Origin of the sequence: Nocardia sp. NPDC051052, from assembly GCF_044456045.1 — a bacterium.
Lineage (GTDB): Bacteria > Actinomycetota > Actinomycetes > Mycobacteriales > Mycobacteriaceae > Nocardia.
Map to the genome: position 1 here is coordinate 13,244 of NZ_JBITFL010000004.1, position 23,490 is coordinate 36,733.

The window sequence follows — 23,490 nt, forward strand, 5'->3', positions numbered from 1 at the left end:
CGGTATAGATGCGGCTGGGGTCTTGGGGAATGCCCGCGTACTCCCGGTGGTTTCACCAGTCCCGGCGCTGCGGCGCCGGATTGGGCTATCAGGAGAAGGGGCAGCGATGCCGGTTAATGATTTACCTCGGGTCGAGCACAAGTTCGCCGCGGTCGATGGGGTTCGGGGTGTTCTACCGGCAGGCCGGTCCCGACGACGCACCGGTTCTGCTCCTGCTGCACGGGTTTCCGTCCGCGTCACACCAGTTCCGTCGGCTGATCGACGCGCTCGGCGGCAGCTACCGGCTCATCGCGGCCGACTATCCGGGCTTCGGGCACACCGAAGCGCCCGAGTCGTTCACCTATTCCTTCGACCGGCTGGCCGACATCGTCGAAGGATTCCTGGAGCAGCTGGAGCTCACCCGGTTCTTCCTGTACGCCTTCGATTTCGGCGCGCCGGTCGGTTTCCGCATCGCGACCAGGCACCCCGAGTGGGTGGCCGGGCTGGTGGTACAGAACGGAAACGCCTACGAGGAGGGTCTTTCCGACGGGGCCCGTGACTTCGTCGCCTTACGTCCAGACCAGCCTGCCGCCGAGCCCGCCATCCGCGACCTGCTCACCCTGCCCGGCACCCGCGGCCAGTACGAGCACGGCGTCTTCGACCCCGACCTGCTCGCGCCGGACGGCTGGACTCTCGACCAGCACTTCCTCGATCTGCCCGGTCGCAAGGAAGCCCAGGTCGCGCTGGCCTTCGACTACCACTCCAACGTCGCTCGATATCCGCAGTGGCAGGAATGGCTGCGCACCGCCACCCCGCCGACCCTGATCCTCTGGGGTCGCAACGACCCCTTCTTCCCGGAACCCGGCGCGCACGCTTATCTCTACGACGTCCCCGATGCCGAACTGCACATCTTCGACACCGGCCACTTCGCCCTCGAGGAAAAGCTCCCCGACATGGCACCGCTCATCGCAGACTTCCTGGATCGGCACTGGCCGAAAGACTGACGGCTAGTCGGGCAGCACCAGGCCCATGGCGGGTGCGATGCCGTCGATGAGATAGCGGGCGATGGTGTCTTGCGTTCGGCCCGGGTGCAGGAACGAGGTGTGTCCATCACCATCGCGGGTCACCAGGACGGCTCCCGGCATCTGGGTGAGCATCAGCTGCGCCCAGCCGTAGGACGTCGACGGGTCGTGGGTGGCGTTGACCAGCAGCGGCGTGATGGTGGGCTTGGCGCTGGTTTCCCGTGGGGGATTGCTGAATTCGGCGGGCCAGCCCTGGCAGCGCGCGACGTAGCCGTAGGACTGGCTGACGCCGCGGGTGTGCGGTGCGATGGTGCCGAGCAGCGTCTGCTGGGCCTGCAATGCGGGGTAGGTATCGAAGTCCGCCTTGAAATCCGCGCAGCCGACGGCGAGATCGGCGTGGTTGCTCTCGGCGGTTTGCACCGGCGGCGCCAGCGCGCTCGCATCACCGTTGCGGGCCTGGTCGAGCGCGGCGGCCAGGCCGGGCCAGCCCTCGGTGCCGAAACCTGGGATGGGGTCCTTGAAGATCAGCTGGCCCTGGATGCTGGTCAGCAGGTCGAAGGCGTCGAACCCGTTTCGGCACGCGCCGGAGCTCTGGCAGCCCGTGGCGGGCAGCGGCTGTTGACTCGCCCTGGTGACCAAATCGTCCAGGATCTTGGACGGATCCTGTTCGCGCAGTACACATTCGGTGGCTGATCGGCACCACTGTGCGAAGCGGTTCCAGCTGTCTTCGAAGGCGATGGATTCGTAGTAGCTCATGGTGCCCGCCGGTTGCGAATGGACGAGAGCTCCGTCCAGCGCCAGCGTGCGGCTCTTGTCGGGGAAGAGGCGGGCGTACTCCGCGCCGATCTCGGTGCCGTAGGACAGGCCGAGGTAGTTCAGTGGCGCGCCGCCGAGGCGTTGGCGCAGCACCTCCAGATCGCGGGCGACGTGCACGGTGTCGACATGGTCGAGCAGATCACCGGTCAGGTGCCGGCAGGACTCGCCGAATGCCCGATTCGCCGCTACCAGGTTGTCGAATTCCTGCTGGCTGCCCGGGAATTGGTTCGGCGGCCGGTTGGCGAGGTCGGGATCGCAATGAATGGACGGCCGACTGGTGCCGACCCCGCGCGGATCGAACCCGATCAGGTCGAAGCGCTGCCGGATGCTCGCCGGGAACAGGCCGGACTTGGCACCTTCGGCGGCCACGATCTCCGTGCCCGCGCCACCGGGCCCGCCCGGGTTGAACACCAGATCCCCGATCTTGCGCGCCGGGTCGCTGGCGGGAAGCCGATTGACGCCGACCTGAATCTTCTTGCCGCCCGGATCATTCCAGTCGAGTGGCACGTCGATGGTCGCGCATTGCACGGCGGTGCCATAGGTCGGCGGGCAGGAGCCCCACGCGATGGGTTGCGTGTCGTCGGACTTCTCGCCGGTGCCACATCCGGCGCAGCACGCGACGGCGGCCAAGGCGGAAAGTGCTAGGCGCGCTGCGGTTTTGCTGCCCATCGTGGAAACCCCTCCGGGTCGGTGAGATCGGATCGGTGAGACTGTCCGGCCTTCAGACGGAGAGCGGGAGCATCGGAATGGACTCGTCGCCGAAGTCGGCCGGGGGTGCGGGCATGAGCTGTAATTCGCGTTCCTCGGTCCAAGCGTAGTGGCGCAGGGTGTTGAACTGGGCGACGAAATGGTCGCGCCAGACCTGCGCGCCGAAATTCATCGCGGTGTTGACCTGCAGCCAACCGGTGGCGCTGAAGTTGACCGAGCCCTCCCAGCATTGCGGGCCGCTCGGGGTGTCCACCACGAGTCCCTTGGTGTGGCAGATGTACTTGCGGCCGCTGGTGCTGGTGCCGATGGTGACCTCCACTCCGGCGTCCACCAGCCGCTGCACGATCGGCTTCTGCGTAGGGCCCGAGGACTGGGTGTGATCCAGGTAGAGGTGTAGTGGTACGCCGCGGTTGTGCGCGGCGATCAGGTTGTCGGCGGCGTCGGTCAGGGTGAAACCGTAGGCGATGAGCCAGGTTTCGCCCGGCGCCGCGACCAGCTCCAGGAACCGTTGTTCGGCTTCCGCGTGGTCGTCGGGCATCAGGTAGCACGTCATCGGGCCATCGATCACGAAGGGCATGACTGCACCGTACCGGCGAGATCGGCGCGCGAGCCGGAGGCGACGTCGAGCAAGTCGCCGGCCGCACCGCTCAGTTGCCACCGCGGACGGCGGCCCCGACGAATCCACCGGCACCGGCCAGCAGCTTCCTGGCCGCCGCCACGTCGACGCCGGCCAGCTGCATGACGATCGCGGTCTTCGGGTGGCCGTCGGCGGCGTCGAGCAGCGCGGCCGCGGTGGCGTAGTCGACGCCGGTGGCATCGGCGATGATCCGACGGGACCGGTCAACGAGCTTGGCGTTGGTGGGCTTCAGGTCCACCATGCGGTTGCCGTAGACCTTGCCGGACTGCACCATGGTCGCGGTCGACAGCATGTTGCACACCATCTTCTGCGCCGTGCCCGCCTTCAGGCGCGTGGAGCCGGTCAATATCTCAGGGCCCGTTTCGATTTCGATGCCGACGTCGGCGTGCTCGCTCAGCTCGGCGTGGCGATTGCAGGAGACGCCGACGGTGGCGGCACCGATGGATCGGCCGTGCCGCAAGGCGCCGATCGCGTAGGGGGTCCGGCCGCTCGCCGCCAGCGCCACGATCACATCGTCGGCGGTCAGGTCGATATCGGAGAGGTCGTCGACGGCGCGGGCCGGGTCGTCCTCGGCCCCTTCGACCGCGTGCGCGAAGGCGACCGGGCCGCCCGCGATGATTCCGATCACCTCGTCCGGCGCGGTGCCGAAGGTTGGCGGGCACTCGACCGCGTCGAGCACGCCGAGCCTGCCGCTGGTTCCCGCGCCGACGTAGATCAACCGGCCGCCGTGCCTGCGCGCGGCGACGATCAGGTCGACGGCCCTCGTGATCTCTGGAATCGCCTGTGCGACAGCGGAAGCGATGCCCGCATCCTCGGAGTTCATGGTGCGCAACAACTCCTCGACCGACATGGAGTCGAGCGCGGATGTCCGCGGATTCGCTTCCTCGGTCGTCAAAGTGCTGAGCTCGCTCATATCGCCTCCTGGGTCATAGGGCAATGCCGGTCGAACGAGTGGAGCGGTCATGTCGCCTTCCGCGCGCCGCGCGAGATCCGGCGATCCGCCACGGCGTCATAGGTTCGGCGCAGCGCGATCGCGGCCGAAGGTGTGCGTTGCAGGACTCCGATATACAGCGCGTCGACGATGAGCAGCTGGCTCATCCGGCTCGCCATGGCGGCGGAACGGAAACCGTCCTCGCGACCGGCCACCAGCACCGTGTGTGCCGCCGACCGCGCCAGCCTGGACTGTGCGCCCGCCGTGACCGCGACGGTGGTCGTCTGCCTGCCGTCGGCGCGGTCGACGGCGTCGACGATCGCGGCGGTTTCGCCGGAATGAGAGAATGCGATGATCACGTCGTCGGCCTCGAGCAGGCTGGCCTGGACCAGCGCGTCGTCCTCCGATGTGCAAGCGACACACCACATTCCGATGCGGGTCAGCTTCTGAGCCATGTCCATCGCGACCAGCCCGGACGCGCCGATCCCGATGAGCTCGATGCGCCGCGCGTGCACCAGGGCGTCGACGACCGCGGCCATGGTCGCCGGATCGGCGAGGTCCGCGGTGGCCACCATGCCCTCGGTCTCGAAGGCGGTGAGCTTGTGCAGCACCTTCGACAGCGGGTCGTCGACGGCGATGTCGGTCGCGAACACCGGCGAGCCGTCGTCCTTGCTGGTGGCCGCCAGTGCCAGCCGCAGCTGCGGATAGCCTTCGTAGCCAAGGGCTTTGGACAGCCGGACGACCGCAGACGTGCTGGTCGAGGCGCGCTCGGCGAGCTCGCTGACGGTCAATTGCGCGGCGGCGGCCGGGTCGTCGCGGATTACCTGGGCGACCCGCAGCCCGGTCGGGGTGAGCCGCGGAATCGCCCCGAGTAAGCGAGTGCGAACGTCGTCACCCTCGGACATGGCTCACCAGCCTGAGCTGTCGCGGTGCCGCGCTTGGCGTTTCGGGTAGCGTGAGCCGGCCCGCGCCAGGGGTGATGGAACCGAGCACCGTCGCCCGCGACGCTCCGGTGCACGCCGCATGACTACCGGGGAGCCCGTGCATCGTGAGGAAACCGAGCACGGCGAACGCCGCGGCCTCCTTGGCGGCCGACGGCAGCCCGAGCTCGTCGGAGGTGCATAGGGTCGCGGTACCCAATCGCCGGCCGAGCATGCCCATCAACGTCGGATTTCGGGTCCCGCCGCCGGACACGATCACTTCGTCCGGCTCGAACGGCGCCATTGCGTCGGCGATGGTCTGTGCGGTCAGGGCGGTCATGGTGGCGACGATATCGTCCGCGGTGAGCGGGTAGTCCGGCAACACTCGCTCGACGTAGGCGCGGTTGAACAGCTCCTTGCCGGTCGTCTTGGGCGGTGCCGCCCGGTAGTAGTTTTCGGCGAGCAGCGCTTTGAGCAGCCCCTCGTCGACCGTTCCTCGCGCGGCGCGCAGGCCGTCACGGTCGAAGTGTTCGGTACCGCCGGTCGCCAGTTCGACGGCCGCGTCGATCAGCGCGTTGCCCGGGCCGGTGTCGAAGGCGACGGGGGTGGTGCCGGTGACGGTCGCGTTGGCGATGCCGCCGATATTGAGCGCGGCCGAGCGTCCTGGCCGCCCCGCGAGCCACAGCAGGTCGAACAGCGCAACGAGCGGCGCACCCTGCCCGCCCGCGGCGATGTCGCGGGAGCGGAAATCGCTGACGACCGGCAGTCTGGTCAGCTCCGCGATCCAGGACGGTTGGCCGAGTTGCAGTGTGCCGTAAACCTTTCCGTTGGCCACCCAGTGATAGACGGTCTGACCGTGCGATGCGACGAGATCGGCTGTGCCGTCGAAGAACTCGCGCGCCGCGGCATCGGCGGCGGCCGCGAATTCCTGTCCGATCGCGGTATCGAGCCGGCATACCGTGGCCAGGTCGACCGTGCCGGGCGGTAGCGCGGCGATGAGTTCGGCGCGCAGCCGATCGGGGTAGGCGCGGCTCAGCTGCCCGATCACCTCGACGTGAATAGTGCTGTCCCGCAGCTGAATATCCGCGCCGACCGCATCGATCGCATCGTGCGATGTGCCGGACATCAATCCGATGACGCGCACTAGGCCACCGCCTCGACCGGCTCCGGCGGGGTCGGCGCGGGCGCCGGATGGAACAGGCTCGATACTCCGCCGACGACCAGCGTGACGAGCACACCGATCGGCACCAGCCACTGCGCGGCGATGCCCTTCTGGGTTACCTTCCCCGCGACGGTCACATCGATCTTGATGACCCGCACCACGAAGGTCATCACGATCACCGTCACCACGAACGCCAGCACCGCGTCGAACTGGTTGGCGCGCTTGACGAGTCGACCGAGCAGGAACGCGCCGAGCAGCGCGCCGTAGGTGTACCCGGCGATCGTCAGCGCGGTGAGGTACACGTTGCCGGTGGTCGCGCTGAAGCCCATCGCGAACAGCGCCATCAGCACCGCCCAGACGAGTGTCATGTAGCGCGCCAGCTTCAGCAGCGCGTCATCGGAGATCTCGCGGCGGGAGAAACTGCGGATGATGTCGGCGACGGTCGAGTTCGCCATCGAGTTCAGCGCGGAGGACAGCGATCCCATGGCGGCGCCGAGGATGCCCGCGACCAGCAGCCCGGAGATCACCACCGGCAACCCGTGCAGGATGAAGTTCGGGTACAGGTTGTCGGCGGTGGCCAGGCCGAGCTCCTTGGGCGACTTCCCGCCGTTGTACGACCACAGCAGCGCGCCGACCAGCGAGAACGCGGCGAACTGGATGGCGACGAAGATGCCGGAGCCGATCATCGCCTTCTGGCTGTCGCGCAGCGTCCGCGTCGACAGGATGCGCTGCACGATCAGCTGATCGGAGCCGTGCGAGGCCATCGCGAAGATCGCGCCGCCGACGATCGCCGTCGGCAGGGCGAAGGTGCTGGTGAGCACGTGTGCCAGGCCGAAGTCGGTATCGAAGATGTGGAACTTGCCGTTGTGCAGCGCGTCCGACCAGCCCTTGGTCCCGACATGACCGGTGAGCACCCCGATCGCGATGATCGCGCCGGACAGGTACAGGCCCATCTGCAGCGCGTCGGTCCAGATGACCGCCTTGATGCCGCCGAGGTAGGTGTACACGACGGTCAGCAGCGTCAGCACGATGATGATGATGTCGTAGCCGAGGTCGAGGCCGAACTCGGCGAGCAGCAGCTTGATCGGGATGGCGGAGGCGAACAGCCGCACGCCCTCGGCGAGCAGCCGGGTGAACACGAACGTCACCGAGGCGACACCCTGCAGATAGCGGCCGAAGCGCAGCTCGAGATACTGGTAGGCGCTGACGAAGCCGCCGCGTTTGTACAGCGGGATCAGCGCGGTCGCCACGACGGTGCGGCCGATGATGTATCCGATGGCCAGCTCGACATTGCCGAAGGCCTGGTCGGTGTACGCGCCGCCGGGCACCGAGATGACCGTGAGCACGCTGGTCTCGGTCGCCACGACCGAGAAGCACACCGTCCACCACGGCATCTTGCCTTCGCCGACGAAGTAGTCGGTGCTCGACTTCTGTTTGCCGGAAAGGCGCAGGCCGATCCACGCGACAACGACGAGGTAGACGACGATGACGGCGACGTTGAGTGCGTTCATCGCAGCTCCTCGGTGACGCGACTGGCGGATTGAAAGTAAGTGTCAGGGTCGACTTGAGTTCTGTCAATGAGTGTCACGTGATTCGCACCACCAATGCCTCCAGCACCGTGTTCGGGTCGACGGCGAGTAGCGCGGCACCGTCGATCGGGCCGCCATGCGCGGTCCGGCGATCGATCACCCGCGCTATCGCCGCGTCGAGCGGATCGAGCAGCGCCGGGCCGAGGTTGGCCAGTCCGCCGGTGATCGCGTAGGGCACCGGCGGCGTGATGCCGGACCGGTCGATCGTGGCAAGGACGGTGCGCGCGAGCGCGCGGCCCGCGGCCGTCATGATGGCGGCCGCAATGTCGTCGGTCGCGGCGGCCGCGGCGACAACGGGGGCGAAGCGGGCCGCGAGCAGGGCCGGATTCTCGTGCTGGCCAAGGTGTTTCGGTAGTTCGTCGAGCCGCACACCGTACTGCTCGGCGGCTTTCGCGGCGAGCTCGGTATGGGCGCCGCGCCCGTCGAAGGAGCGCAGCGCGGCGCGCAGTCCCTCGGTTCCGATCCAGGCACCGCCGCCCTCGTCGCCGAGCAGCGGACCCCAGCCGTCGGTCCTGGTGAATCGTCCCGCTGTGTCGACCGCGGTGGCCACGGCGCCGGTCCCGGCGGCCAGCACCACGCCGGGCGCGCCGCCGAGTGCTCCGGCGTGCGCGGTGACGGCGTCGGAGGTGACGGCGACCGATCGCGCGCCGGGGATATCGGCCAGCTGCCGCGCGAGGAGTTCGGCCGCGTCCGGCGCGGCGGCGGCACCCGCGGCACCGACGAACAGGGTGAAGGTGGTGTCGGCCAGCGCCAACCGCGCGACCACCGCGCGAATCGCGTTATCCGCCGCCACGACGCCGCCCGCGTTGGCGAGGCCGGGTGCGCCGGGCCCGTCGGCGGATCGCGCCTCGCGTCCGTCGAGCCGCAAGGAACCGCGGCAGCCGGTTTTACCGAGGTCGATCGCGAGAACGTGGTCGGTCATCCGACCATCCTCGCGCGGTTGCCCCCGTTCCGGTGCCCTACGTCGGGAACATTCGTGCACGGCGAGAACTGGGGAGCGCGCCGAGGGCGGTACGTGGATCGGGCGCGCAGGTATCGCGACGTGCTCAGTTTCACCGGGCGCGTGCTCGGCTGACGCGGACAGTCTGCGGGTGCCCGCGTCAGCCGAGGTTCAGCGAATCACGGTGTGGAGTAACCGATCAGGGCGCCGATGCCCGCGCCGATCGGAATGGTGACCAGCGCGCCGACGCCGCCGAGGAAGAAGCCGATCACCGCGCCGATGCCCGCACCGATCAGGGCGCCGATGCCCGCGTTGTACTGCTTGCGGGCCACGGTGTCGTCTTGCTGGTCGACGAGTTGTGCCAGGTGCGAGCTGATTTCCGGGGCACTGACGGGCGTCATCGTCAGGGTGCGCCCGGTGTCGCTGAGCTGTGGCCGCAGGCTGAAGGTCTGGCCGTTGGCGGTGAAGGAGGTGGGTAGCGTCGCGATGACAGTGCCGACGCCGTCGGTCAGGGTGACCGCGGCGGCATCGCTGGTCAGCGCGAAGACACCGGCGTCGACGGTGGTGCGCACCCCGCTGCCGTCGGTTGCCGTGGTGTATCCGACTCCATGATCAACGCTGGACACGCTGACCTCGGCCGATGGCTCCGTTAGTGGTTGGGCGCCGACGACGCCCGCGGTGATTCCGGTGGCCCCTACTGCGAGAAGGGCGGTGGCAAATCCTTTGACTTTCATCGTGTTTCCCCACATGTTCGGTCGGCCACGACAGCCGATACGTCCCCGTGAAGCCGGATCAGGCCACCTCCATTCTCACTCCGCGGCCCGCGTCCGGTGATCGATTCCGCGAATTCCGCGCAACGAAATCCGGCGAATTTATTTGTGCCGAATCGATAAGGGCACAGGGCATTCAGGCCGCGATGGTCAAGGCGAAGGGTGCGAAGCCGCGGTTCCGAATGAGCGAAGGGACAAGCAGCATCAAGGCTTCCGTGCCGCGGGCGGTGCCGAGGTCGCCGAGGTCTTCGATCCACTCGGCGGGCCAGTCGAGATCGGTGAGCAGCGCGGTGACCACTGCTTTCGCGGAATCGTCGTTGCCGGAGAGGAACGCGGTGGGCGGCACGCGCAGGCTGTGCGGGTCGGTCATGACGGTGAAGAACATGGTGTTGAGCGTCTTCACGATTCGAGTCGCGGGCAGGGCCGCTTGGAGGAGTTCGGCGAGGCTGTGCTCGGATCCGCTGGGATTGTGGGAGTTCGAGACATCGATGAGGATCTTGCCGTCCAATGCGGCGGACAACGCGCCGAGTCGGTCGACCGCACCGTCGCCCGGGGTGGCGTTGATGACGATCTGCGCACGTCGGGCGGCTGACTCGTAATCGGTGATGGTGACCGGGGTGCCTGTCCAGTTCAGTGCGTCGACATTCCTGGTTCCGACGAGGACGTCGTGACCGGCGCCGGCCAGCTTGTTCGCCAGCCCGGTCGCTACCCGGCCGGATCCAAGGATTCCGATGATGCTCATGGCGTGCTCCTCAATGGTTGTGAGACAAAGGGTTTCGGTCAGTGAATGGCGGCGAGGACGTGCTGAGCCGCCGCGTGCACTCCGGGAGCGGCCGCGAGGAAGTCCGGGCTGCTCAGCTGCCATGGGTTGCCGTGCATGTCGGTGACCGTGCCGCCCGCCTCGCTCACCAGCAGTGCGCCGGGCAGCAGTCCCGCGCGGACGTCGCTGTACTGCCAGAACACGTCCGAGCGTCCGGCGGCCACCTGGATCAGCTGCAGTGTCGCCGGAACCGACACCTTGGTGACGAGTGCGGCGTCGAGCATGGCGGTGACCGATTCCCCGATGCGGCGGAAGGTATTTCGATCCTCGCCCGGCTTCGCCTGCCCGGTGCCGACGAGGGCGGCATCGAGTTGTGTCTTGGCGGAGGTGTGCAACGGGACACCGTTGCGGAACGCGCCACCGGCGCGCACCGCGGTGAAGGTTTCGTCCAGCAGCGGGAGATGCACGGCGGTCAGCACCGGCTGGTTGTCGCGCACCAGGGTGGCGGTCACCGCCCAGTCCGCCATGCCGTGGATGTAGTTGATGTTGCCCTCCACCGGGTCGGCGGCCCACCATTCGCCCGCGGGCAGGTCGCCCGCTGCCCCTTCGTCGTCGATCCGCCTGGCACCAGGCCTGGCCGCCAGCAGCGGCTCGCGCAGGAACGGCAGCGATTCCGCATCGGTGGCGCGGATAGCGGCGAGTACGGCAGCGAGATCGTCCAACTCGGTGCTCGGCACAAAGCGCTCGCGGAGGTGTGCCCCCGCGGCCCGGACAGCGGTAACCGCCGCGTTCAGTAGTTCTCGGTCCGCCTCGGTATTCAGCAAGGTCGACATGATGATCCTGTTCGAAAGAGAAATCGGGAGAAGTGTTTTCGTGAGTTGCTACCGCAACGCTAGAAACCGCGACCGCTGTCGTCAAATGCATTCCAGTAAGTAATAGAATTACTCTCATGCAATTGGATTTGAACCTGCTGACCGCGCTGGACGCGCTGCTGGAGGAGGGCAGCGTCGCGGGCGCGGCGGATCGGCTGCACCTCACCGCACCCGCCGTGAGCCGCGCGCTCGGGCGGATCCGGCGGGTGATGGGTGACGAGATCCTGGTCCGCACCGGCCGGACGATGACGCCGACGCCGCGCGCGCTCGCGGTGCGCGCACAGGTGCACGCGCTGGTTCAGCAGGCGCAGCTGGTGCTGTCTTCCGAAGACGATCTCGACCTGACCACGCTCGATCGGACGTTCACGCTGAAAGGGCATGACGCCGTGGTCAATACGATCGGACCCGACCTGCTCGCGGCGGTCCGCGCGCAGGCACCCGGCGTCCGGCTGCGCCTGCTGGCCGAAGCGGACGCCGATACCGATGAGCTGCGCCACGGTCACGTCGATCTCGAGATCGGGTCGAATCTGCCTGTGTCGGCCGACATTCGGCACGACGTCATGGCGAGCGACCGTCTCGTGGTCGCGGTGCCCGCCGACCATCCGGCGAGCGCCTGCACCCTGGAGAATTACGTTGGCGCGGAACACATCACGGTGTCGCGGCGGGGGCGCCTGCACGATCCGATCGATGATCTCCTGTCCGCGCGCGGCCTGACCCGGCGGGTGGTCGCCACCGTGCCGACGGTCGCCGCGGCGCTGCGGTTCGTCCGGCGCGGCGATCTGGTGACGACCGTGCCGGCGCGGATGTCCGGCGCGGCGGCGGCCGAACTCGGCCTGCGCCTGGTGCCGCTCCCGCTGGAGCCGATATCGATCCCGGTGATCGTGGCCTGGCACCAGCGCTACGACGGCGATCGGGCGCACACGTGGCTGCGCGAGCAGGTCCGCGCCGCCATTTACCAGGCAGTCGACGGTCCGGACAAAGCCGACAACGGCCGGGAGCCGCCGATCGAATGACAACGCTCGGTGGAATCGCTACTGTCCGAGGACATTCAAGGCAGATCGTGTCGGCAAGCGCTGGTGACCTCACGCGTGTCGCGGGTTCTGCCCCTTCTCGACCTGGGGAGAACGCAGTGAGATTCACAAGAGCCGGTGCGTTGACGGCGGCGGTATTACTGGCCACGAGCCTCGGATTGGCCGCGTGCTCGTCGGACGACAGCGCCGACGCGGGCATCGTCACGACCAATATCACGGAGCCGCAGAACCCGTTGCTGCCTGCCAACAACAACGACAACAACGGCAGCCGCATCATCGACCGGCTCTTCGCCGGACTCAAGTACTACGACGCCAACGGCGTGGCCCATGACGACATGGCGCAGTCGATCGAAACGACGGACCGGAAGAACTACAAGATCACCATCAAGCCGGACTGGAAGTTCTCCGACGGCACCACCGTAACGGCGAAGTCGTACGTCGACGCGTGGAACTACGCCGCACTCGGCAGCAACACGCAGCTGCAGGGCTACGTCTTCGCCAACATTGCCGGCTACGACGAGGTGGCGGCGGAAAAGCCGACGGCACAGACGATGTCGGGCCTGAAGGTGATCGACGACCGCACCTTCACCATCGCGCTGAAGAGCCCCTCGATCGACTTCGAACTCGCGCTCGGCTTCACCCCGTTCTACCCGCTGCCGGAGGCGGCGTTCAAGGACATCAAGGCGTTCGGCGAGAACCCCATCGGCAACGGCCCGTACAAGCTCGCGCGCACGGGAGCGTGGGAACACAACGTCAAGGTCGATCTGGTGCCGAACCCGGACTACAAGGGCGCGCGCCCGGCCAAGAACAAGGGCCTGCGCTTCGTGATGTACCAATCGTCCGACACCGCCTACGCTGACCTGCTCGCGGGCAACCTCGACACCCTCGACACGATCCCGGACAGCGCGGTGTCGTCCTACAAGAAGGACCTCGGCGATCGCGCGATCACCAAGCCGACCGCGCAGAACCAGCACATCAGCAGCCAGACCAACATCCCGCACCTCGGGGGTGCGGAGGGCGTGCTGCGCCGCAAGGCACTCTCGATGGCGATCAACCGGGAGCAGATCTGCGAGAACATCTTCCACGGCACCAGGGTGCCGTCGCGCGACTTCACCGCGATCACGCTGCCCGGCTTCAACGGGAATCTGCCCGGCTCCGAGGTACTGAAGTACAACCCGGAGGAGGCCAAGAAGGTGTGGGCCCAGGCCGACGCCATCTCGCCGTGGTCGGGGCGTTACGAGATCGCCTATAACTCCGACGGCGGCCATCAGGCCTGGATCGAGGCGGTGGCCAACAGCATCAAGAACACCCTCGGCATCGACGCCATCGCCGCGCCGTACCCGACGTTCAAGGACGTCAGGACCTCGATCACCGCGCGGACCATCGGTAAGGCGTTCCGCTACGGCTGGCAGGGCGACTATCCGACGATGCTGCAGTTCCTCACCGCCGAGTACTACACCGGCGCGGGCACCAACAACGTCGACTACGCCAACCCCGAATTCGACAAACTCATCGACGCCGCGCTGGCCGCGTCGTCGCCGGAGGAGTCCTACAAGCTGGTCGGCCAGGCGCAGGGCCTGCTGTTCCGGGACATGGCCGACATTCCGGTGCTCGATTACATCGCCACCGCGGGGCTGGGGGAGAAGGTGAAGAAGGCCGAACTCACCTGGAACGGCCAGTTCGATTTCGAGAATATCGAGAAGTAACAACTCGCTGCGCCGCGCCGTCACCGAACGGCGGCGCGGCGGCACAGGTGTGCCCGCTGCAGGGCCCGGCACGGTCCGGGTAGGCTGACCCGTCGATCGGACACGCGCACGTAAATGAGGTGGTGGCGGAATGAGTGAACGGGTATCCGAATCCGTGACGGGGACAACCACGGTCGCCGTCACGGTGCCCGCGTCACCGGAGCAGCTGACGATGCTGCGCGCGCTCGCCGAGACCGTGCTGCTGATCGCCGATTTCGGGCTCGACGAGGTGACCGATATCCGCCTCGCGCTCGACGAGATCGCGACCGTGCTGATGCAGGACGCGGCACCGGGCTCGACGATCGATTGCGCGTTCTCCTATCGCGAAGGCGTGCTCAACGCCAATATCCGCGCGGTGGGCGTCTCCGAAACCGAGGTCGGGACAGGCAGTTTCGGCTGGCACATCGTGCAGACCCTGACCGAATCGGTCACCGCGTCCAGGGCGCCGTTCGATGCCGCCGTTTCCGGCTACCCGACTGTCGTGGACTTCGTCTGGGCCCGGGGCGACCTCGATGAACAATGAGGCAACGACGTCCGGCGTAGGCCATGAGCCGCGCAGACGTGGTGGGGACAGCTACGACAATATCGAGCCGCTGTTCCGCGAGCTGAGCGAGCTCGATGCGGACGATCCGCGGCGCGCGGCCGTGCGCGAAGAGCTGATCAGCCGCTGCCTGCCGCTGGCCGAGCACATCGCGCGCAAGTTCACCGGGCGCGGCGAGAACTTCGACGACCTGCTGCAGATCGCCCGCGTCGGCATGGTGGCCGCGGTGGATCGCTTCGACGCGTCGCACGGCTCGCCGTTCCTCGCGTTCGCGGTGCCGACCATCATGGGTGAGGTGCGCAGGCACTTCCGCGACTACACCTGGTCGGTGCGAGTTCCGCGGCGGCTCAAGGAGATTCAGCAGACCATCGCGCCGGCCATCGAGACGCTCGCGCAGCGGCTCGGCCGGATGCCCAAGGCGCGTGAGATCGCCGACGAGCTCGGCGCCGACCTCGTCGAGGTCACCCAGGCCCTGATCGCCCGCAACGCCTACCAGACCTCCTCCATCGATGTGGGTCTGGACAGCGACGACGACAACGCGCCGCGCTCGCCGCTGGACACCCTCGGTGCCGAGGAGCCGGAGTACCAAACCGTCGAGGACTACCTCGCGGTGAAACCGCTCATCGCGGCGCTGCCGGAACGCGAACGCCAGGTGCTGATCATGCGGTTCTTCGAATCGAAGACCCAGGATCAGATCGCCGCGCAGTTGGGGGTGTCGCAGATGCAGGTCTCCCGGATCCTCGCCAAAACATTGAGTACGCTGCGCGAACAGGCACTACGCGACTGACCTTGTCCGGTAGTCGACCGACGAACGGGGAATGGCTTGAGCAGCGACAACGCGACACGGCTTGCGGTGCTGATCGATGCCGACAACGCGCAGCCCGGCATCGCCGACGGTCTGCTCGCCGAGGTGGCCAAGTACGGGACGGCACACGTCAAACGGGCCTATGGCGACTGGACCAGTACGAACCTGAAGGGCTGGAAGGATCAGCTGCTCGCGCAGTCGATCCAGCCGATCCAGCAGTTCGGCTATACCACCGGCAAGAACGCCACCGACTCGGCGATGATCATCGACGCGATGGATCTGCTGTACACCGGCAACCTCGACGGGTTCGTGATCGTATCCAGTGACAGCGATTTCACCCGGTTGGCCAGTCGTATCCGCGAATCCGGGCTGACCGTCTACGGATTCGGTCAGCACAAGACGCCGAAGCCGTTCGTCGCCGCCTGCGACAAGTTCGTCTATACCGAAAACCTCACCGGCACAACGGATGAGTCGCCGACGCCGACGCGGCGGCCCGCCGCCAACCAGCTCAAGGGCGACGCCAAGCTGATGAATCTGCTCCGCAACGCGGTCGACGCGGCCTCCGACGACTCGGGCTGGGCGACCCTGTCCAGCGTCGGCTCGATCATCAACAAGCAGCGTCCCGACTTCGACCCGCGCACCTACGGTTACAGTAAGCTCGGTGAATTATTCACGGCGACAACGCTTTTCGATTCGGATACGCGTTCTCCCGGGGAGGGCAAGCAGGCTGTCACCTACGTCCGCGACGTCCGGAATCGGCCTGCCGCCAAGTAGCGCGGCTCAGCCGTGGTGACCGGGATGCTTACCCTCGGTAGGCATGGACGCCATGCCTGGCATGTCCATGCGCATCGGTGCGGGCTGCTGGCCGGGGGCGAGCACCAGGAATTGGCCCATCATGCCGTGGTCCTCGTGCAGCAATAGGTGGCAGTGGAACATGTAGGGGTAGGTCGGGTCGCTGTGCTGCGCGAAACGCATGGCGAGCCGGTAGGTGAACTGTGGCTCGGTATACAGGGTGTCCTTCCAGCCCGCGAGGGCGGGTGGCGGGGCTTGTCCATCGATGTCGATCACCTGGAACTGGACGTCGTGCACGTGGAAGTTGTGCGGCCAGTTGTCGTTGTTGCGCACCGACCACACCTGGGTGCTGTCGACGGGGATGGTCATGTCGATCCGGTTCATGTCCATCCGGCGGCCGTTGATCATGAACCACTTCAGTTCGAAGGTGTAGTCCGGAGCGGTTCCCGGTGCTACTAGGGCGGGGATGTTGTTGAGCGAATCCGGAACGGGCGCAGACTGTTCGAGGCTTCCCGCGCGGAGCAGCAGGATGTCGAAGGTGTCGTCGAAGCCGAAGGCGGCGGCGCGGTCGATATCCCTGCGCTGCTCGATCGGCAACGAGCGCAACATGATTCGCTCGCCGGCGCGCAGTTCGACCACCAGCTCGACGCGTTCGCCCGGGCTGACCTGGATGTTGCGTAGCGTTGCCGGTGCCGCGAGCAGGCCGCCGTCGGTGGCGATGAGCTGGAAGGCGCGGTGGTCGTCGAAGGCCAGGTTGTAGATCCGGCCCGACGATCCGTTGAGTACGCGCAACCGAACTCGGTCGGTGCGCACCTCCAGATGCGCGCCCGCGATGCCGTTGACGACGATGGTGTCGCCGAGCAGGCCGACGTCGGTGGGATCGGATTCGTCCAGTGCGCCGGACGCGGTGAAGCGCCGGTCCTGGATGACGAGCGGAATATCATCGACGCCGTACTCTTTCGGCAGATCCAGGGTGTCGGTGTTCTCGTCGTCGACGAAGAACAGCCCCGAAAGTCCTCGGTAGACATGCTTTTCGGTGGCGCCGTGCGGATGCGGGTGATACCAGAGCATCGCGGCCTGCTGGTCGATGGTCCACGCGGGCTCCCAGCTGCCGCCGACGTCGATCGTCTGGTGCGGGCCGCCGTCGCACCGGGCGGGCAGGTGCATGCCGTGCCAGTGCACCGTGGTCGGCTCTGGCAGCGAATTCCGAATGGTGAACGCGACCGATTCGTGGCGCTTCGCCCGTAGCGTCGGGCCGAGGATCGAGCCGTTGTAGCCCCAGGTGGGCGTGTGCTTGCCGGGCAGCATCTCCGACGTGCCCTGCTGGATGTCGAGGTTGAAGCGGCGGACGCCGTCGGCGCCCACCGTGGACGAGGCGAGCGGGGGAATCGGGAGTGGCCTGGTCGCCGAGGTGTTCGTCGCGGAACCGTGGGCTGGCGCGCCCGAACGGGCCGCGCATCCGGCGGCGAGCGGCACTACGGCGAGTCCGGCGAGGAAGCCTCGTCTTGAGACCACGGTTTACTCCTTCGATCGATGTCCCATCCAGCTTTGATTGCCGACGGGTTGCAGAGATCGTCCGCGGGGTCGCCATTTACGGGAGTCCGCTCCGCCCGCGGACCCTTGTGGAAGCGGGCATGACGTGCTATCGGCACGTGGCAGCGGCCGATGCCCTCGGACGCGACGAACTCGCGGTCCCCTACCGTTGACGTGTGATGGAGATCCGGTTGCGGCACGATGTGCGGCTGGTCGTGCGCTGCCTACCGCTGGTGCTGGTGCCGGTGCTGTTGGTGGCGAGCACCTTTCCCGGCCAGTACCGGGTGCCATGGAGTTACTGGCTGCTTGCCATGCTCGCGAGCGGGCTGTTCGTGGTGGGGGATCGGTGGCCGCTGGCCGTCTCGGTGGCGCTCTCGATGCTCGCGGTCCCGATGTTCCGCACGCCCGCGTGGGGGTTGTCGGGGTTGGTCCCGTTTCTCGGTGCGGTCGCCCTGGTCGAGGTGGCGATGCGCACTCGGCAGAACGGGCGGGTGGCGTTCGCGGCGGGGTGCTGGGCGCTGGCCGTCGTGCTCGGCCGGTGGGGTATTCACGAGGCCTCGCTGTGGGGCGCGGCCACCGTGGTCGAGGCGGGCACCTATGTCGGCGTGCCGTTGCTGCTCGGGTTGTATCTGCGCGGTCAACGCGATCTCGCGGCGAGCCTGTATTCGCGTGCGGCCGACGCCGAAACCCGAAGGGCCGAGGCCGAATCGCGCACGAGGGCGGCCGAGCGCGGCGCCATGGCGCGGGAGCTGCACGACCTGATCGCGCACCACATGGCCTCGATCGTGTTGCGCGTCGGTATTGCCCGCCACGTCGTCGCCGATCAGGATCCGCGGGTGAACGCGGTGCTCGACGATGTCCGCGATACCGCCGCCGACGCGCTCGCCGACATCCGCCGGTTGCTGGCGGCACTGCGCGATCCCGCGCTCGGCGAGGTCGCGCTGGTGGACGCGGCCGCCGTGCGAACCGAACTCTCGGCCGCGGTACGCCGAGTCGAGGTGGCCGGGTTCACCGTCGAGACCGATATCGCGCCGGATCTGACCGGACTCGACGCCATCGGCAGGCTCACCCTGCTGCGGCTGGTGCAGGAATCGCTCACCAACGTCATGAAACACGCCGAACCCGGCACGCCGGTCGAGGTCCGGGTGGTCCGCCGCACCGCGGGGATCGCCGTCCACGTCCGCAGCGGCGCCGCCGTCTCCGGTGCGAACGCGGCCGGTCACGGCATCATCGGCATGCGGGAACGAGTCGAGCTCGCGGGCGGCACCTTCGCCGTCGGGGCGACCGCGCAAGGCTGGGCGGTCGACGCCTGGCTACCCGGCGTCGAGACACCGGCGGGGGCCGCGCGATGATCACCGTACTGCTGGTCGACGATCAGCGCCTGGTCCGGGCGGGACTGCGCATGCTCATCGAATCCATCCCCGATTTCGAGGTGGTCGGCGAGGCCGCCAACGGCATCGAAGCCATCCGCCTGAACGCGGAACTGTCCCCCGACCTGATCCTGATGGACCTGCGCATGCCAGGCCTGGACGGCGTCGCCGCGACCGAACAGATCGTCGCCATCCGCCCGCACGCAAAAGTCCTGATACTCACCACCTTCGACGACGACGACCACCTCTTCCCGGCCTTGGCCGCAGGCGCCACCGGCTACCTGGTCAAAGACACCGCCCCCGCCGACCTGCTCACCGCCATCCGCCGCACCGCCGACGGCGACCTCCTCTTCTCACCAACCCTCATGCGCCGCTTGGTCGACCGCGCCCTCGCCACCCGCCCCACCCCCGAAACCCCACCCGCCCACCCACCCCTGACCCCCCGCGAACACGAAGTCCTCACCCTCATCGGCGAAGGCCTCAGCAACCAGGAAATAGCCACCCACCTCCACCTAGGCATCACCACCATCAAAACCCACGTAGCCAACCTGATGAACAAAACCGCCTGCGACAACAGAGTCCGCCTAGCCATCTACGCCCACAACCTCCCCTGACCCGCGGCCCGCGGAAACCTGCGTCGACGTCGCTGAATCCGGTCTCAGCTGGCGCGTTCGGCCCGGATCCGCCGGTCGCCGCGGGTGCGGGTGGCGGCGGCGATTACGCGGGTGAGTGCGTCGGCCTCGAGCTGGGTTGGGTCGACACTTGGGCCGCCATAACGGAACAGGTCGCCGTCGACGAGGGTCGCGATTCGGGGTTCGTCGAGGCTGGTCGCGGCGAAGGTGTAGACCGGGACGCGTTTCGGCAGGATCAGTCCGAAGTCGATGGCACGCGCGGCGCGGCCCTCGTCGGCGAGCAACTGGTGGATCGAATAGTCGTGCAACGGGTATCGCCTCGGAAAGACGTTGCGCAGGTCCAGGAACAGTCCGACCGAACTGGCACGGGGATCGGCGAGGCGGGGGCCGAGCCGGGCGAAGCGGCCCAAGGCCAGGGCGGGGCACTCGATCAGGGCGTGGGTGAACAGGACCCGGGCCAGCGTCACGTTGATCATGAGCTGTTCGACATCCAGCTCGGCCTCGGCCAGCGGCTGGTTCTCCAGGTAGCCCGAGACGATGCTGAGGTTGTGCGCCCGATACCAGCTGACCGGTGACGGTGCGGCGAGAAACCGCTGCCACAGTCGCGCGCCGGGTGTCGACGCGCGGCCGCTGTCGCCGAGCAGTGTGGCCTCCAGTTGATCGTGCAGGAGACGATCGTTGATCGCGCGCCACCACGGACTGCCCGATACCGGATGCAGGACGCCGCGAGTGAGTTCCCATCGCAGAAAGGTCAGTTCGGCACGCGCGTAGGCACTCAGGTGCGTCGGATAGCAGCTTGCCGTCAGCGCCAACCGCTGATCGGGGTCCGCGTGCACGGCTGCGACCCGTTGCGCGGCAAGCTCGCTGGCACGATCGGGGTTCATCGTCGCTCACTGTACCGACGCGGCGCGGACTCGGCTGGGGACGCGAAGCGCTGACCGTCCGGCCTATTGGGGTGCGGCGGCGATGTCGAGTTCGCGCAGACCTGGATGGATGGTCGGGTCCGCGACCGAGATGTCCAGCCGGACATAGCGGGCGGAGATCGGACTGGTGAGGGCGCCGGTCGCCTGGTCGACGGTGACGGTGGTCCAGGTCTTGTTGTCCGGGGATACCGAAACGGTAGGTGCCGTCGGCGCCGGATCCGACCAGTGCGGAAGTATCCGGCCGACAGGGGTTTCCGTGCCGAGGTCGACGGTGAGGGTGCCTCGGTCGGCGTCGGGTGCCCAGCCGGTGGCGATGCTGCCGTCGACCGCCGCCTCGGCGTATCGACCGGGTTCGGCCGAACTCGCGGACACCGACTTGCAGCGGGCGATGTTGTCGGTCGGTGTCAGGTCCGGCCGCCGGGTCTTGACGCTCAGTGGCTGGTCGCGGCTGACCAGTTGCGTGCCCGTCGCGGTCCGGACCTGCATTGCCGCACCATCTTTCAGCGTGATCCGGGTATCGTCGAGCCCGATCTCGACGTCGAAAGTCCTGCCCTGCCAATGCATGCCGCGAATGTGCAGCCCGGCACCCAGTTCCGGCGGCAGCATCGGATCGATGCGAACCTCGTCCTCGCGCAGGCGCAACCCGAGCAGACCATTGGTGAACGTCTGCAGGAATCCGCCCGCCGCGGTGACGAAGGTGAAGGCAGGCGCACCCGCCAGCGCGTCCTTGACACCGGCCTTGTTGCCGCGCGCCTCCGCGAACTGCCCGAACGGCGCGCGCTCGAACGGCCGCACCGCGCGTTCCAGGTAGGTGTCCGTCGCGCAGCCCGGCGTGCCGATCGCCGCGGCGTCGATAGCATGCACCGAGTCGGTCATCGCGGGGCCGTCGGGATCGGTGCGCTCGGCATAGTATTCGAGCGTGTTGGACGAAACCCCTTGCGACATAGGCCATTCCAGCGGATAGATCAGCAGCACGGTATCCGCCTGTTTGATCGGTGTCCCGGGATAGCCGTCGTATTGGGCGAATATCTGCCGTGCCGGGTCGAAGGGCATGCGCAGGTGGTTGGCGATCGCGGTCCACTCGGGCGGCGCGGGCTGGCCGAGGATTTCGGCGGCCCGGGCCGCATTGCGCAGTGCCAGTGCGGCAACCGCGTTGGTGTAGACCCCGTCGTTGACACCGTTGCTGTATTCATCAGGGCCCGCGACATTGTCGATCGAGTAGCTGCCGTCAGGATTGGGCGTCACGCGCGAGGCCCAGAATTCGGCCAGGGCCCGCATGATCGGCCAGCTGCGACCGCGCAGGTAGTCGGTGTCGCCGGTGGCCAGATAGTACTGCCAGGCCGCGAAGGAGATGTCGCCCTGCAGATGGATCTGGGTCAGGCAATGCGGCGGATCCCAGCTGTGGCATTCCGCGAGGGCGCCCCGGCTTTCGCTGGTCCAGGGATAGAAGGCGCCACGGTAGCCGAGCTGTTGGGCGTTGGCCTGTGCGGCGGGCAAGGTCTTGAACCGGTAGTCCACCACGGATTTGGCGAGCTCGGGAGCCAGCTGGAGCAGGCCGGGGAACATCCAGATGTCCGCGTCCCAGAACACCGCCCCCGCATAGTTGTCGCTGCTGAGTCCGACCGGCGAAATGCTGTTGTCCTGTTGGGAATTCGTGCTCGAGTACAGCGAGTAGAGCGCGCCGCGGGCCCACGTCTGCAGGTCGGCGCCGCCGGGTATCTCGATGTCGCCGCGCCACAGCGCACGCCATCGCGCCGCCGTGCCCGCCAGCAGCTCCGGCCAGCCCTTACGTGCCGCCCGCTGCGCCGCGTCCTGCGCCGCGGCCACCGGATCCCGGGCGGTGAGCGCGGTGTCGACACCGACGAATTTGGTTACCTCATAAGCCCTTCCGTCCCGCACGGACAGCCGGTTCTGCTGGCTGACGGTGAGATCGCGCGCCGGAGCGGGTCGCTGCGCGGCTCCGGTGCTCAGCACGGACGCGACCGCGCCGACCACTTCGGTGCCGTCGGTGCGGAAGCCGACCCGGATAGCCCCATCGCCCGCACCGCCCTCGGTCTGCGTCATCCGGCGGGCGCCCGCGCCGTCGAGCAGATCGGTCACGGCGAGTTCACCGGACCAGTGCGGGACCAGCGTGAGATGGACCGCGCCCACATGCTGATCGACCCGATCCGTGACGACGTCGTACACCAGATCGGTGGCCTTGCCGTCCCGGCTGGTCCAGGTGAGTGCGGTGCGCACCATTCCGCAGCGCAGGTACCCGGTCTGCGCGAAGTTCGTGATCTGAGCGGCCGGTGTGTTCATGGAGTAGGTGTCGTCGCCGACGCCGACGGTGAGCGCGGACCAGTTCGGCAGCGCCGCCGCGACCTCACGATCGTCGGCCAGCCCCGGCGTGTGCCCGTACAGACCGGCCACGAACGCCCCGTCGTACCGGGGGGTGTACAGCGGCCAGCCGCTCGCCTCGCCGGTCAGCGCGTAGCCTGTGCCGCGCGGCGGCACCCGCAGCCCGAGGTAGCCGTTGCCGACGAACGGATGCTGATCGAACCCGGCATTCACGTCGGTATTGGATGACGTCCAGCCGGGCGCGGACGAGGCGTCGTCACCCGGGCATACCGGGGTGGCCTCGTCCCGCGCGGTATCGCGTACCGCGAACAGGATCCCGCCGGCCACCAACGCGATCGCCACCACAAAGGCGGTCCCGATCAGGATCTTGGTGCGCGAACGCAATCCGTACCTCCATGTGCCGCATGGACGACCGTTCCGTGCTCGGCGACGCGGCCCCAGGTCAGGCAATCACGCCCAGGGCGGTCACCCGCAGCCATAGTCAACCATGGCATCCGAGATGTCGCGGGCACGGTCATGATCGGCGGATCAGCAGCGCGAACGCAAGGGCAGTCCCGCGCACCGCTGCTTACCGCCGAGGAACATGCCGGTCCGGCGGCAGGTCTGGGCGACTGCCCGCAGGCCGCGGACATGATCGGTCTCCGCGCAGTCGGCCACGCCGGGTACTTGAAA

21 protein-coding genes are annotated in these 23,490 nt (G+C 67.7%); 8 read left to right on the forward strand and 13 right to left on the reverse strand.

What is annotated here, in order from left to right; genetic code table 11:
- The first annotated feature begins 155 nt into the window (after positions 1–155).
- Positions 156–983 (forward strand): alpha/beta fold hydrolase, encoded by an 828-nt coding sequence (locus ACIBCN_RS14005; protein ID WP_396991924.1) that lies wholly within the window; start codon positions 156–158, stop codon positions 981–983.
- A 3-nt stretch (positions 984–986) separates the two neighbouring features.
- Here ACIBCN_RS14005 and ACIBCN_RS14010 read toward each other — a convergent pair whose 3' ends face one another.
- The 10 genes from ACIBCN_RS14010 to ACIBCN_RS14055 all read right to left on the reverse strand — a co-directional run bounded on the left by ACIBCN_RS14010 (position 987) and on the right by ACIBCN_RS14055 (position 11,067).
- Positions 987–2,486 carry an alpha/beta hydrolase gene (locus ACIBCN_RS14010; RefSeq protein WP_396991925.1) on the reverse strand — a complete coding sequence of 500 codons (1,500 nt, stop codon included), beginning with the start codon at positions 2,484–2,486 and terminating at the stop codon, positions 987–989.
- 52 nt (positions 2,487–2,538) lie between these two features.
- Positions 2,539–3,102, reverse strand: a complete 564-nt coding sequence (locus ACIBCN_RS14015; protein ID WP_396991926.1) for a phospholipase D-like domain-containing protein — start codon at positions 3,100–3,102, stop codon at positions 2,539–2,541.
- Positions 3,103–3,172: 70 nt separating this feature from the next.
- On the reverse strand, positions 3,173–4,075 hold the full coding sequence (murQ, locus tag ACIBCN_RS14020; protein WP_396991927.1) for an N-acetylmuramic acid 6-phosphate etherase: 903 nt from the start codon (positions 4,073–4,075) through the stop codon (positions 3,173–3,175).
- Positions 4,076–4,122: 47 nt separating this feature from the next.
- Positions 4,123–4,998 carry a MurR/RpiR family transcriptional regulator gene (locus tag ACIBCN_RS14025; RefSeq protein ID WP_396991928.1) on the reverse strand — a complete coding sequence of 292 codons (876 nt, stop codon included), beginning with the start codon at positions 4,996–4,998 and terminating at the stop codon, positions 4,123–4,125.
- Positions 4,985–6,157, reverse strand: a complete 1,173-nt coding sequence (locus ACIBCN_RS14030) for an anhydro-N-acetylmuramic acid kinase (protein WP_396991929.1) — start codon at positions 6,155–6,157, stop codon at positions 4,985–4,987. Before ACIBCN_RS14030 ends, ACIBCN_RS14025 begins: the two co-directional genes overlap by 14 nt.
- Positions 6,157–7,686, reverse strand: a complete 1,530-nt coding sequence (locus tag ACIBCN_RS14035) for a sodium:solute symporter (RefSeq protein WP_396991930.1) — start codon at positions 7,684–7,686, stop codon at positions 6,157–6,159. The genes ACIBCN_RS14030 and ACIBCN_RS14035 overlap by 1 nt, the downstream gene beginning before the upstream one ends.
- Positions 7,687–7,759: 73 nt before the next feature.
- Positions 7,760–8,686, reverse strand: coding sequence for a BadF/BadG/BcrA/BcrD ATPase family protein (locus ACIBCN_RS14040; protein ID WP_396991931.1), 927 nt, complete (start codon positions 8,684–8,686; stop codon positions 7,760–7,762).
- A gap of 197 nt (positions 8,687–8,883) precedes the next feature.
- Complete coding sequence (locus ACIBCN_RS14045) at positions 8,884–9,438, reverse strand: hypothetical protein (protein WP_396991932.1); 555 nt, start codon at positions 9,436–9,438, stop codon at positions 8,884–8,886.
- Positions 9,439–9,610: 172 nt separating this feature from the next.
- Positions 9,611–10,216, reverse strand: coding sequence for an NADPH-dependent F420 reductase (locus ACIBCN_RS14050; RefSeq protein ID WP_396991933.1), 606 nt, complete (start codon positions 10,214–10,216; stop codon positions 9,611–9,613).
- Positions 10,217–10,254: 38 nt separating this feature from the next.
- The gene (locus ACIBCN_RS14055) at positions 10,255–11,067 is read right to left on the reverse strand and encodes an inositol monophosphatase family protein (protein WP_396991934.1); all 813 of its coding nucleotides are present in this window, start codon (positions 11,065–11,067) and stop codon (positions 10,255–10,257) included.
- A gap of 116 nt (positions 11,068–11,183) precedes the next feature.
- On the opposite strand from ACIBCN_RS14055, the gene ACIBCN_RS14060 reads away from it, so the two are divergent.
- From ACIBCN_RS14060 to ACIBCN_RS14080, 5 genes are all read left to right on the forward strand, one after another.
- The gene (locus ACIBCN_RS14060) at positions 11,184–12,119 is read left to right on the forward strand and encodes a LysR family transcriptional regulator (RefSeq protein WP_396991935.1); all 936 of its coding nucleotides are present in this window, start codon (positions 11,184–11,186) and stop codon (positions 12,117–12,119) included.
- 116 nt (positions 12,120–12,235) lie between these two features.
- On the forward strand, positions 12,236–13,843 hold the full coding sequence (locus ACIBCN_RS14065; protein WP_396991936.1) for an ABC transporter substrate-binding protein: 1,608 nt from the start codon (positions 12,236–12,238) through the stop codon (positions 13,841–13,843).
- A 130-nt stretch (positions 13,844–13,973) separates the two neighbouring features.
- A complete protein-coding gene (locus ACIBCN_RS14070; protein WP_396991937.1) occupies positions 13,974–14,405 on the forward strand; it encodes an anti-sigma factor in 432 nt (143 codons plus the stop codon).
- Positions 14,395–15,210 carry an RNA polymerase sigma factor SigF gene (locus ACIBCN_RS14075; RefSeq protein ID WP_396991938.1) on the forward strand — a complete coding sequence of 272 codons (816 nt, stop codon included), beginning with the start codon at positions 14,395–14,397 and terminating at the stop codon, positions 15,208–15,210. Before ACIBCN_RS14070 ends, ACIBCN_RS14075 begins: the two co-directional genes overlap by 11 nt.
- 36 nt (positions 15,211–15,246) lie before the next feature.
- Positions 15,247–16,002, forward strand: coding sequence for an NYN domain-containing protein (locus ACIBCN_RS14080; RefSeq protein WP_396991939.1), 756 nt, complete (start codon positions 15,247–15,249; stop codon positions 16,000–16,002).
- 6 nt (positions 16,003–16,008) lie between these two features.
- On the opposite strand, the gene ACIBCN_RS14085 is transcribed toward ACIBCN_RS14080, so the two are convergent.
- Complete coding sequence (locus tag ACIBCN_RS14085) at positions 16,009–17,535, reverse strand: multicopper oxidase family protein (RefSeq protein WP_396991940.1); 1,527 nt, start codon at positions 17,533–17,535, stop codon at positions 16,009–16,011.
- Positions 17,536–17,732: 197 nt separating this feature from the next.
- Between ACIBCN_RS14085 and ACIBCN_RS14090 the strand changes: the two genes are divergently transcribed.
- Complete coding sequence (locus tag ACIBCN_RS14090) at positions 17,733–18,905, forward strand: sensor histidine kinase (protein WP_396992559.1); 1,173 nt, start codon at positions 17,733–17,735, stop codon at positions 18,903–18,905.
- Positions 18,902–19,537 (forward strand): response regulator, encoded by a 636-nt coding sequence (locus tag ACIBCN_RS14095; RefSeq protein WP_396991941.1) that lies wholly within the window; start codon positions 18,902–18,904, stop codon positions 19,535–19,537. Before ACIBCN_RS14090 ends, ACIBCN_RS14095 begins: the two co-directional genes overlap by 4 nt.
- Before the next feature lie 44 nt (positions 19,538–19,581).
- Here ACIBCN_RS14095 and ACIBCN_RS14100 read toward each other — a convergent pair whose 3' ends face one another.
- Positions 19,582–20,439, reverse strand: coding sequence for a hypothetical protein (locus tag ACIBCN_RS14100; RefSeq protein WP_396991942.1), 858 nt, complete (start codon positions 20,437–20,439; stop codon positions 19,582–19,584).
- A gap of 63 nt (positions 20,440–20,502) precedes the next feature.
- Positions 20,503–23,202, reverse strand: a complete 2,700-nt coding sequence (locus ACIBCN_RS14105) for a discoidin domain-containing protein (protein WP_396991943.1) — start codon at positions 23,200–23,202, stop codon at positions 20,503–20,505.
- Positions 23,203–23,490 lie beyond the last annotated feature (288 nt).